The following is a 12,592-nucleotide window of genomic DNA, read 5'->3' on the forward strand; positions in this document are numbered from 1 at the left end:
GATAACGCACTGCAACGTGAAAAGTGATGGATATGAGGTTGGAGAATTGCATGCGTAAACAGTGGGTCTGGATTACCGGGTGGTTTCTTTTATTCACATTCTGGCTTCCGGCGAGTTGGGCTGAAATGGGTTGGCAGCCGCTGGCTCAGACCATTCGAAAAAGCGAAAAAGATCCGCGGCAATATCAGGCGATCAAACTGGATAACGGAATGACCGTTCTGCTGGTTTCCGATCCGCAAGCACCCAAATCTTTGGCATCACTGGCGCTGCCTATTGGCTCATTGGACGATCCCAATAACCAACTGGGTTTAGCGCACTACCTTGAACACATGGTACTGATGGGATCGAAACGTTATCCAGAGCCTGAGGCGCTGTCCGAGTTTTTGAAAAAGCACGGCGGCAGCCACAATGCCAGTACGGCGTCTTATCGCACGGCATTTTATCTGGAAGTGGAAAACGATGCGCTGCGGCCTGCTGTAGATAGGATGGCCGATGCGATTGCGGAACCGCTGCTCGATCCGGTGAATGCCGATCGCGAGCGTAATGCTGTCAATGCGGAATTAACGATGGCGCGTTCGCGTGATGGTCACCGCATGGCGCAGGTAGGGGCGGAAACGTTGAATCCGGCGCACCCGAGTGCACGTTTCTCGGGGGGCAATCTTGAAACCCTGAGCGATAAACCCGACAGTAAACTGCATGATGAGTTGGTGAAGTTCTACCAGCAATACTACTCAGCTAACCTGATGAAGGGGGTGATTTACAGCAATCAGCCTCTGCCTGAATTGGCGAAACTGGCGGCCGACACATTCGGGCGCATTGCCAATCACAATGCTAGCGTTCCTGTGGTTACCGTTCCTGTGACGACAGAAAAGCAGCGTGGCGTGATGATTCATTACGTTCCGGCCCAGCCGAGAAAACAACTGCGTATTGAGTTTCGCGTCAGTGATATTAGTCAGGAATTCCGTAGCAAGACAGATACTTATATCAGCTATCTGCTTGGTAACCGCAGCCAGAATACGCTTTCCGACTGGCTGCAAAAGGAAGGGCTGGTTGAGTCTATCGGTGCAGGTTCCTCCCCAATTATCGACCGTAACGGCGGTATGTTTGCGATTTCGGCCTCGCTGACTGATAAAGGTCTGGCGCAGCGTGACGAGGTGATTGCGGCTATATTCCGTTACCTGCAACAAATCCGTACTGAGGGGATTCAACAGCGTTATTTTGATGAGATCGCGCATGTTCTGGATCTGGATTTCCGCTATCCGTCCATCAGCCGGGATATGGATTACATCGAATGGTTGGTTGATACCATGCTGCGCGTGCCAGTTGAGCATACGTTGGATGCACAGTATGTGGCGGATCGCTACGATCCGAAGGCTATCGCTGCACGACTGGACGAGATGACGCCGCAGAATGCGCGCGTTTGGGTCATCAGCCCGAATGAGCCGCATAATAAAGTGGCCTATTTTGTCGATGCGCCTTACGAGATGGATAAAATCCCGTCTACGACTTTTGCCAAATGGAAAACGCTGGGGCAGAAAATGTCCCTGTCTTTGCCAACGATCAACCCTTATATTCCGGATGATTTTTCCCTGATCAACGCGAATAAGGCGATGACTAAACCGACGCTCCTGCTGAATCAGCCGGGGTTGCGCGTGTTGTACATGCCAAGTCACTATTTCGCTGATGAGCCGAAAGCAGAAATCACGCTGTTTTTGCGTAATCAGGAAGCACGTAGTACCGCACGTAATCAGGTGTTGTTTGCGTTAAATGATTATCTGGCGGGTCTGGCGCTGGATGAGCTGAGTTATCAGGCATCGATTGGTGGCATCAGTTTCTCCACCCGCAGCAATGATGGTCTAGTGATTAGTGCAGATGGCTATACCCAGCATTTGCCACGGTTGCTACTGACGTTGGCGGATGGCTATGCCTCCTTTACCTCAACGGAAGCGCAGTTAGAGCAGGCTAAATCCTGGTACTTACAGCAATTGGATGCCGTAGAGAAATCAAAAGCCTTTGAACAGGCGCTACAGCCGATTCAGGCAGTATCACAACTGCCTTACTTCGAGCGCGGTGAACGCCGTAAGTTACTGAAGGACATCCGCTTACAGGACGTGGTTAACTACCGCAACGATCTGCTGCAAAAAGCCACGCCGGAAATGCTGGTTGTCGGCAATCTGGCACCAGAGCGGGTAACCGAACTGGCGAGTACGCTGAAAGCGCATCTGAAGGCGGGTGGAGAGAATCTGTCGCGCAGTGATGATGTTAAGGTCAGTAAGCCGCAGCTTGCCAATCTACAGCGCCCAGGCAGCAGCACGGATTCTGCGCTAGCGGCAGTGTATGTACCGACGGGGTATTCGGAAACAGAAAGCATGGCCTATGGCTCCGTACTGGGGCAGATCGTCCAGCCTTGGTTCTATAGCCAACTCAGAACGGAGGAGCAATTGGGCTATGCGGTGTTTGCCTTCCCGACGACCATTGGCCGACAGATGGGCATCGGCTTCCTGCTGCAAAGCAATAGCAAACAACCTGCTTATTTGTATCAGCGTTATGAAGACTTCTTCCTGAAAGCGCAAAAACGACTGCGTGAAATGAGTGAAGAAGAGTTTGCACAGTATAAGCAAGGTGTGATGAATGAACTGAGCCAGCGTCCGCAAACATTGGACGAAGAGGCCAGCCGACTGCGCCGCGATCTGGATCGGGAGAACTTTGCTTTTGATTCGCGTGAGAAACTGCTCGAACAAATCAAGCCGCTGACGGTGAAGCAACTGGCGGATTTCTTCCAGCAGGCGCTGAAACCTGAAGGTCTGGCGGTGCTGTCGCAGGTTTCCGGTAGCCATCATGGTAAAGCCGATTATGCTGCTCCGAAAGGGTGGCATACCTACGCGGATGCATCGTCATTGCAGAAAACGTTACCACGTGAGAAAGCCCCTGCGATGATCCCTGCACCAGCCGCGTCGGAAGCTGTCGGTAAGGTTTCTGCAGAATGAAGAACACCGCGCCGCAATCATTAGACGTCATGACGTTGCCGCTTCTGGGGGAGCGGTTGATTGAGGCATCGGCCGGAACGGGTAAAACCTATACGCTGGCGGCGCTTTACCTGCGCCTGTTGCTGGGGCTAGGTAAGCAAGCCGCGTATCCACGCCCGTTACTGGTCGAGGAGATTCTGGTTGTGACCTTTACTGAGGCCGCGACTGAAGAGCTGCGTGAGCGTATTCGTGCAAGAATCCACGCGTTGCGCATCGCCTGCCTGCGTAAAAGCGCTCAGGGTGAAAATGCGGGGAAGCATAAGGATACGTCGCTAGCACAACTGTTGGAGGAGATTGCGGATCATCGAGAGGCTGCCGATGTATTGTTGGCAGCCGAACGACAAATGGACGAGGCGGCGATTTACACGATCCACGGTTTCTGCCAACGCATGCTCAGTACCAATGCATTTGAATCCGGTGTGCTGTTTGAACAGATGCTGATAGAAGATGAGCAACCGTTGCGCCGTCAGGCCTGCGCCGATTTCTGGCGTCGCTATTGCTATCCGCTGCCGGTAGAGGTTGCGCGTATTGTCGGTCTGGAGTGGAAAGGGCCGGAGAATTTGCTAGCCGATCTGGCTCCGTATCTGCACGGCGAAGCACCTGCATTTCGCTTGCCGCCAGAAGAGAGCGAAACGTTGCTGAGTCGACATGAGAAAATCGTGGCGACGATCGACGCTTACAAACAACGTTGGTTGGCATCAGCATCGGAGCTGGAAGCGCTAATCGTGGCGTCGGGTGTGGATAAACGCAGCTATAGCAGTAAGCATCTCCCCAATTGGCTGCAGAAAGTCACGCTGTGGGCGGAGCAGCTCACGCTGGATTATCAACTGCCGAAAGATTTGGTGAGATTTTCCCAGCAAACGTTAATCGAGAAAACGAAGAAAGGCGCTCCACCGGTTCATCCTGTGTTTGAGGCGACGGAGCAACTGCTTGTAGCACCGCTGTCACTGCGTGATTTGGTCATTGTACGTGCACTGTCGGCAATTCGGGATTCTGTGCGTGAAGAAAAACGGCAGCGTGCGGAACTGGGGTTTGACGATTTGCTGAGCCGTTTGGATGATGCATTACAACAGCCGGCAGGAGAAAGGCTCGCTGACGCCATTCGTGAACGTTATCCGGTGGCGATGATCGATGAGTTTCAGGATACTGATCCTCAACAATACCGTATTTTTCGCACGCTTTATGTCGGGCAACCGCAGTGCGGGCTATTGCTGATCGGTGACCCTAAGCAGGCTATTTATGCATTTCGCGGCGCAGATATTTTTACCTACATGCACGCGCGTGGAGAAGTCGCTGCTCATTATACGCTGGGTACGAACTGGCGTTCGTCTCATCAGATGGTAGGTGGCGTAAATCGCCTGTTTGAACGTCTCGAACACCCTTTTATTTTTCACAATATCCCTTTTCTGCCGGTTAACCCTGCTGAATCTAAGCGCAGTTTGGTGTTTGACGTCGCCGGACAGCCTCAGCCCGCGCTGCAATTCTGGCTAACGGGGGCGGAACCGATTGGCGTGGGAGATTATCAACAACAGATGGCGCGTCAGTGTGCGGCGCAAATTCGTGACTGGCTGGCGGCCAGCCAGCGTAATGAAGCCTGGTTGATAACCGATGATTCTCAGCGTTTGGTCAAAGCCTCTGACATGAGCGTGCTGGTGCGCAGTCGGCGTGAAGCGTCTCTGATTCGCGATGCGCTGAGCCGTTTATCCATCCCCTCGGTCTACCTGTCTAATCGCGATAGCGTGTTCAGTACGCCGGAAGCCAGCGATATCTTGTGGGTGTTACAGGCGGTGTTGGCACCGGAGCAGGAGCGCACGTTACGTAGCGCAATGGCGACGGCGTTAATGGGGCTGGATGCTGCACAGGTCGATGCACTGGGGCAAAGTGAATCAGCGTGGGATGCGCTGGTAGATGAGTTTGCTGGCTACCGTGCGCTGTGGCGTCAGCGGGGTGTTTTACCAATGCTGCGAGCGTTGATGAGCCAACATCAGTTGTCTGAGAATTTGCTGGCAAGTACAGAGGGTGAACGCCGTATTACCGATATTCTGCATATTGGCGAATTATTGCAGGATGCCTCGGCAACGCTTGATAGCGAGCATGCGCTGGTGCGCTGGCTATCGCAACAGATTGTCCAACCTAATCCGCAGGCAGAGAGTCAGCAGTTACGTCTGGAAAGCGATCGCCATTTGGTGCAGATCGTGACGATCCATAAATCGAAAGGGCTGGAATATCCGCTGGTGTGGCTGCCTTTCATCAGTAATTTCCGCGTGCAGGACCAGGGGATTTATCACGATCGTGATAGCTATCAGGCCGTGTTGGATCTGCAAAATAATGAAGAAAGTCAGGCGCTAGCGGAAGAAGAACGGCTGGCGGAAGATTTACGTCTGTTGTATGTCGCATTAACCCGTTCTATCTACCACTGTAGCGTTGGCGTCGCGCCCGTTCAGCGGTCGCGTAAGAAAGATGGTAGCAGCGATATGCATCACAGCGCGTTGGGCTATTTGCTCCAGCGGGGTCAAGAGGCGGATGTCGCCACCTTGGTCAGCGAGCTTGAGGGAATGGTGGGCGACGGTGTTGCATTGACGCGGCTACAGACGACGGAAGCACCGCGTTGGCAACCGGATATCCCGGAATTGACTGCGTTGCGGGCTCGACATATTGAACGCCCGCTGCGTGATAATTGGCGAGTAACCAGTTATTCAGGGCTTCAGCAACACGGCAGCACAAACACGCAGGATCTGGTGCCACGTCTGGATATTGAAGCGATAGGTGAACGTCAGGAAGTGGGGGAAACCCAATTGACGCCGCATACGTTCCCGCGTGGTGCGAGTCCAGGGACGTTTTTGCATAGCCTGTTTGAAACGTTGGACTTTACCCAACCGGTTGATGATGACTGGCTGGCCGAGCAGTTGCAGCTACAGGGATTTGAAGCACACTGGCATCCGGTGTTGAAGGTGTGGATGGACACGCTTTTGACTACGCCGCTTGACGAGCAAGGAATTACGCTATCGGCACTGGAGAATCAGGATAAGCAGGCTGAATTACAGTTCTATATACCGATTGAAGCTCCGATGCAGGCGGCGCAACTCGATCGATTGGCAAAGTGCTACGACCCGTTATCTGCACAGTGTCCCGTGCTGTCGTTTCAACAGGTTAAAGGCATGCTGAAAGGGTTTATCGATCTGGTCTTTCGTTGGGAAGGGCGCTATTACCTGCTCGACTATAAATCCAACTGGCTCGGCCCCGATGCCAGCGCTTATACCCAAACTGCCATGGCGCAGTCGATGGCTGAGCACCGTTATGATTTGCAATACCAACTCTACACGCTGGCCTTGCACCGTTATCTACGTCACCGGATTGCAGATTATGACTATGAGCGCCATTTTGGTGGGGTGTTTTATCTGTTTTTACGCGGCGTTGAGGAATCTCATCCCGGTAATGGCATTTTTGCTTTTCGCCCCTCTGCTGAATTTGTTTTCGGGCTTGATGCGTTGTTCAAAGGTGATGCGTTTAAGGAAAAGGTACCTGATGATGCTGACACAGGAATTTCATCATGATTGTCTTGCTTGAAATGGCGCAGGCGCGGCGGTTGCTGCGCCCGCTGGATATACAGTTTGCCAGAATGCTGGCAGATGAGACGCAGCCCGATCTGCTGCTGGCGGCGGCCTGCCTGAGTGCACATTCGGGAGCGGGACACGTGTGTTTACCTCTGGGAAATTTGCAAGCACAGACGCTGTTTGATGGCCGCGATCCTGAACTGGCACAGCAGTTGCTCGCGGGAGTTGGGCTAAACACGGCTGCCGCCTGGCAACAGCGTTTGCTGACGTCCGATGCCGTTAGCGACGGTAGCAAACCGACGCCGCTGGTGCTGCAAGGTGAAAAGCTTTATTTACAGCGTAGCTGGCAGAGTGAGGGCCGCGTGGCGCAGTTCATTGCCAGTGAACGCGATACGGTATCGGCTGATGAACCGGCGATCCGGGCAGTGCTGGATCGGCTGTTTCCTGACGCGGGCGAAGAGATTGACTGGCAAAAAGTGGCCGCCGCCGTTGCCTTGACGCGCCGTATTGCGATTATTTCTGGTGGTCCGGGAACGGGGAAAACCACGACGGTTGCCAAGCTGTTGGCGGCGCTGATTGAGTTGAATACGGGAGAGGCGTTACGTATTCAATTGGCTGCGCCTACTGGAAAGGCGGCCGCACGGCTAACGGAATCATTGGGGCTGGCATTGCACCGTCTGGCGGTGGATCAGACGCAGCGAGAGGCGTTTCCACAGGAAGCGACAACACTGCATCGGCTTTTAGGCGCGGTGACGGATAGCCAGCGGCTGCGTCACCATCAGGAAAATCCACTGCATCTGGATGTGCTGATTGTGGATGAGGCGTCGATGGTCGATCTGCCGATGATGGCGAATGTGATCGCCGCGCTTCCGGCACAGGCCCGAATTATCTTTCTGGGTGACCGCGATCAGCTAGCGTCCGTCGAGGCGGGGGCGGTGTTAGGTGACATCTGCCGTTTTGCCGAGGCTGGCTATAGCCGTGGACGAACGCAGCAATTGCAGCGCCTGACGGGCTGTATGCTGGATGGAAGCGGTCCTGAAGGGCAGACGACGGTGGGTGACAGTATCTGCCTGTTACGCCGCAGCTACCGCTTCGATCCGCATTCCGGTATTGGGCAACTGGCGCTGGCGGTGAACGGTGGCGATGAGGCTCGCGTGCGTGCGGTGCTGAACGGCGAGTTTGCCGATATCACCTGTAGTCCGTTAGCCGAAGCTGAAGAGTATCAGGTGATGTTGGCGCAGTGTGTCGAGGGGTATCGTGATTATCTACAGCTTATCACTGTGGGAGCGCCGCCGGATGCAGTGTTACTTGCCTTCCAGCGTTATCGTCAACTGTGTGCGTTGCGTGAAGGGCCGTTTGGCGTAGCCGGTCTCAATCAGCGTATCGAGCAGGCTTTGCATCAGTCTGGGCTGATTCAGCGCAGCCGCAATCCGCTTAACCGCTGGTATCCCGGCCGACCGGTGATGATTGAGCGTAATGATGCCGCGTTGGGTCTGTTTAATGGTGATATCGGTATTGCAATGATGGGAGAAAACAGGGAGCTGCGCGTATTTTTCCCCTTGCCGAATGGCGAAACCAAAGATGTTACGCCAAGCCGTCTGCCGCCGCATGAAACGGCTTATGCGATGACGGTGCATAAATCGCAGGGATCGGAGTTCGATCATACTGCGCTAGTACTGCCGAACCATTACTTACCCGTGCTGACCCGAGAGTTGGTGTATACCGCCATCACGCGTGCGCGCCAGCGTTTGTCGCTCTATACCGATGTTCGCATACTCTGTCGGGCGGTGAAAACGCCAACACAGCGCTATAGCGGCTTGGAAGAGAGGATTAGCGCACTAATGGGACATTGAATAGGGTTCTGCTTTTGAACGAGCGCTAAAGTCAGGCGGACTCGCGCTCAATCAGCGAAAAACCAATATCCATGACGGGGGATGGCACGTCTTTCCCCTCAATCTTTTCTGCCAGTATTGCTGCGGCATCGGTACCGATTCTCCAGCGATCGATTCTGACTGTGGTAATGGTTGGCGTGTTGTGTGCCGCGAAATCAAGATCGCCAAATCCCATGACTGCCAGTTGCTTCGGCACCGCTAATCCTCTGGCGGCGGCCTCGATAATCACACCTTGCGCTAGCGTATCGGAACTGCAAATGATGACATCAAAAGCCTCGCCATCGGCGAGAAGTTCGCTCAGCCCCTGCCGACCTAATGCCAGCGTTGCGGGCCACGGGGCGATGGCTTCATGCACATAGCTTCCCGGTTGTTTTTGTATGATGTCGTAAATGCCTTTCTTACGCAGTCCGGCGCGTGCATCTTCCGTCCAGACAAGGCCGAAGCGCAAATGTCCCTTACCGATCAAATACTGCCCGATGGTATTCCCGATACTTTCATGGGAAAAACCGACCAGCATATCGAGCGGTGTTGGAGTCAGATCCCAGATTTCGACGACGGGGATTGCGGCGTTGAGCAGAAGGCGTTTGAGTTCGGGCGTATGGTGAATACCGGTGAGAACAATACCATCAGGGCGGCGAGAAAGCAGAGTGGTGACAATCTCCGCCTCGGATTCATTGGTATAGCCAGAGACGCACAGCAGCATGTGGTAACCGCGCGCGGCCAGCTCATCGCTAATTGCCTGAACAGTATCAACAAACATGTTGTTGTTGATTTGCGGCACCACGACGGCAATGAGTTTGCTGCGCCGGGAAGCCAGCCCACCCGCTAACATATTGGGGATGTAGCCTGTGGCTTGGACAGCTTCCATCACCTTGTTCACGGTTTCCGCACGAACAATTTTCGGGTTGTTCAGTGCACGGCTGACGGTCATGGGCGAAATACCCGCGGCGCGTGCCACATCTTCAAGCGTGGGCGCGCGAGGCGGGGTGCTGCTGGCGTTCTTATCGTGTTTCAATCACCGGTTCTCTTTTGAGGTTGCGCGCACATTCACGTGTTGCGAGATTATCGTTGATGGTACATCGGTTTTCCAGTCACCTGTATTTTTAGCAACCAGCCTGAATTTTCTCGTTTTTTCGGGCTGACACCTAAATTTTCCGCTTCGTATTTTGGTTTTATCCTCTTATTTTTTGTGGTGATTGCGCAATCATTATTTGGTTGCTTAGGATGTGTTTTTGGTATTTTAATGATTATTTTGTGATCTAAGTTGCATGTTTTTTCTTCATTTGTCGCTATCTTCCTTTCTGTTTGTAAATGTTAGCGCAATCATTTTAAGGGGTGAGACATGACCATCAGTGCAAATTCAGCGGCGGTTAGTTATGCAAAAGCCACGAATGTCAGAACGGCTGCCGAATCGGGCGATCGGATCGAATGGGTAAAACTCTCTCTGGCGTTTTTGCCGTTGGCAACGCCAGTCAGCGATGCAAAAGTGCTGACCGGAAGGCAAAAACCGCTGACCGAAGTCGCTATTATTTTTGCGGAAATTCGCAGTCGTGATGGGTTTGAAGGAGTGGGGTTCAGCTACTCCAAGCGGGCGGGTGGGCAAGGTATCTATGCTCACGCGAAAGAAATTGCGGATAACCTGTTAGGCGAAGATCCGAATGATATCGATAAGATCTATACCAAATTGCTGTGGGCCGGCGCATCGGTTGGCCGCAGCGGAATGGCAGTGCAGGCCATTTCTCCGCTCGACATCGCACTGTGGGACATGAAAGCCAAGCGTGCAAGTTTGCCTCTGTCGAAGTTGTTGGGTTCACATCGTGATTCCGTTCAGTGCTACAACACCTCCGGTGGCTTCCTGCATACGCCGTTGGATCAGGTATTAAAAAATGTCGTGATTTCTCGCGAAAGCGGTATCGGCGGAATCAAACTAAAAGTGGGGCAGCCGAATACTGCGGAGGATATCCGTCGTCTCACGGCGGTGCGAGAAGCGTTGGGAGACGATTTCCCGCTGATGGTGGATGCCAATCAGCAGTGGGATCGCGAAACAGCGATTCGGATGGGCAGAAAGATGGAAGCCTTTAATCTGGTCTGGATTGAAGAGCCGCTGGATGCCTACGATGTGGAAGGTCATGCGGCGCTGACGGCTGCGCTGGATACGCCGATTGCCACGGGTGAGATGTTGACCAGTTTCCGCGAGCATGAACAGTTGATTCTCGGTAACGCCAGTGACTTCGTGCAGCCGGATGCACCGCGCGTAGGTGGGATTTCTCCTTTCCTGAGAATCATGGATTTGGCAGCGAAGCACGGTCGTAAGCTGGCACCGCATTTTGCGATGGAAGTGCATTTACATCTGGCCGCCGCTTATCCGATTGAGCCCTGGTTGGAGCACTTCGAGTGGCTGAATCCGCTCTTCAACGAACAACTCGAGTTACGCGATGGGCGCATGTGGGTATCCGATCGTCTGGGGCTTGGGTTTACGCTGAGTGAACAAGCAAGGAAGTGGACGACGCTGAGCTGTGAGTTTGGCAAGCAGCCATAAGCGGATTAACGCGCTGTGGCCGATGTTACGATCGGCCACGAGAAGCGTTATTGAATGAAATAATTCAGAGGTCTAGTACCAGAATCTTTGATCGCCGCTGGTAGTTGTACAACTCCTGTTTCTTCTTCGGCAGCATCTCCACCTCGGCGGGTAAAAAGCCACGTTCCTGGAACCAGTGGATGCTGTGCGTCGTCAGCACAAACAGCTTTTGCAGACCCTGCTGGCGTGCCTGAGCGGCAACGCGCTGTAATAGCATATCGCCACGCGATGAACTACGGTAATCCGGGTGAACCGCAACGCAGGCCATTTCACCGATGCTCTCTTCCGGGAACGGGTAAAGCGCGGCACAGGCGATGGTCAGGTTATCGCGTGCGACAACGGTGAATTTGTCGATCTCCATTTCCAACTGCTCACGTGAGCGCCTGACCAGAATGCCTTGTTCTTCCAGCGGGCGAATCAACTCCAGAATGCCGCCGATGTCATTAATGGTTGCACGGCGAACCTGCTCGGCGCTTTCCATCACAATCTGCGTGCCGATGCCGTCGCGTGAGAACAGTTCCTGCAACAAGGCACCGTCGTCCTGATAGCTGATCAAGTGGCTGCGACGCACACCGCTACGACAGGCTTTGACTGCGCCGCGCAGAAATCTGACCGTACCAGAGTGGTAATCGCCGGCCTGTTCCAGTACATCAATACGCTGCTGCGCATCGTCTGGGAACAACTCGGAAATGATGCGTCCTTCCTCATTGGTCACACCCTGTGAGGAGCAGAAGCCGATCATCTTCTCTGCTTTCAGCTTAATGGCGAGCTGGGTTGCGACCTCTTCCGAGGTTAAGTTGAAACTTTCACCCGTCACGGAAACCGCAACTGGGCCGAGCAGCACAATTGCGCCACTATTTAACTGGCGATGAACCGCTTCTTCATCAATGCGACGAATACGACCGCTGTGGCAGTAGTCCACGCCGTCATCAACGCCAAGCGGCTGGGCGATAATAAAATTACCGCTGACGACATTAATGTGGGCACCTTGCAGTGGTGTGTTGTTCAGGCTCATAGACAGCCGAGCGGTGATGTCCAGTTGCAGCATGCCCGCCGCCTGTTTGACCAGTTCCAGCGTGGCGCTGTCGGTGATACGGGTATTTTTATGGTAGTGGGGCTCGTAGTGGTGTGTTGTCAGGTTGGCATCGATCTGGGGGCGGGCACCATAAACCACCACCAACTTGATCCCCAAACTGTGTAACAACCCAATATCATTTACGATGCTAGAGAAGTTGGCATGTTCAATGGCCTCGCCACCTAACATGATGACAAACGTTTTGCCACGGTGGGCATTGATATAGGGAACTGAATGGCGGAAGCCCTGAACCAGCTCTGTACTACGTTCCTTCACTGTGAGCCCTCTTTGCATTTTTATTCGTAATTTCTGTATTTTTATTCTTTATGACATAAAACGCAAGAGGAAGTATTAACCAGAAAAGCACGGTTAATACTTCAAATTTATGATATCCGCCTGTTATAAGGCCTGCACATGATTTTTGCATGACAGAGCGAAGCTGATTCGTTAAAGTTTTTGACAATTTT

6 protein-coding genes are annotated in these 12,592 nt (G+C 53.3%); 4 read left to right on the forward strand and 2 right to left on the reverse strand.

Annotated features, from left to right (window positions below):
* Window positions 1-50 precede the first annotated feature (50 nt).
* Genes ptrA through recD form a run of 3 tightly spaced genes read left to right on the forward strand, consistent with a single transcriptional unit; the run spans window position 51 to window position 8,433 of the window.
* Window positions 51-2,987, forward strand: a complete 2,937-nt coding sequence (gene ptrA, locus A8F97_RS01700) for a pitrilysin (RefSeq protein WP_033071858.1) — start codon at window positions 51-53, stop codon at window positions 2,985-2,987.
* A complete protein-coding gene (recB, locus tag A8F97_RS01705) occupies window positions 2,984-6,580 on the forward strand; it encodes an exodeoxyribonuclease V subunit beta (protein ID WP_033071857.1) in 3,597 nt (1,198 codons plus the stop codon). Before ptrA ends, recB begins: the two co-directional genes overlap by 4 nt.
* Window positions 6,577-8,433, forward strand: a complete 1,857-nt coding sequence (gene recD, locus A8F97_RS01710; protein WP_033071856.1) for an exodeoxyribonuclease V subunit alpha — start codon at window positions 6,577-6,579, stop codon at window positions 8,431-8,433. The genes recB and recD overlap by 4 nt, the downstream gene beginning before the upstream one ends.
* A gap of 31 nt (window positions 8,434-8,464) precedes the next feature.
* On the opposite strand, the gene A8F97_RS01715 is transcribed toward recD, so the two are convergent.
* Window positions 8,465-9,487, reverse strand: a complete 1,023-nt coding sequence (locus A8F97_RS01715; protein ID WP_014700936.1) for a LacI family DNA-binding transcriptional regulator — start codon at window positions 9,485-9,487, stop codon at window positions 8,465-8,467.
* 327 nt (window positions 9,488-9,814) lie between these two features.
* Between A8F97_RS01715 and A8F97_RS01720 the strand changes: the two genes are divergently transcribed.
* A complete protein-coding gene (locus tag A8F97_RS01720) occupies window positions 9,815-11,011 on the forward strand; it encodes an L-talarate/galactarate dehydratase (protein ID WP_033071855.1) in 1,197 nt (398 codons plus the stop codon).
* A gap of 64 nt (window positions 11,012-11,075) precedes the next feature.
* Here the strand turns inward: A8F97_RS01720 and argA are convergent, their stop codons facing one another.
* Entirely contained in the window at window positions 11,076-12,419 is a 1,344-nt protein-coding gene (gene argA, locus A8F97_RS01725) for an amino-acid N-acetyltransferase (RefSeq protein WP_183042264.1), read from the reverse strand.
* Window positions 12,420-12,592 lie beyond the last annotated feature (173 nt).

The sequence above is a fragment of the Pectobacterium parmentieri genome (assembly GCF_001742145.1).
Taxonomy (GTDB): Bacteria; Pseudomonadota; Gammaproteobacteria; order Enterobacterales; family Enterobacteriaceae; genus Pectobacterium; species Pectobacterium parmentieri.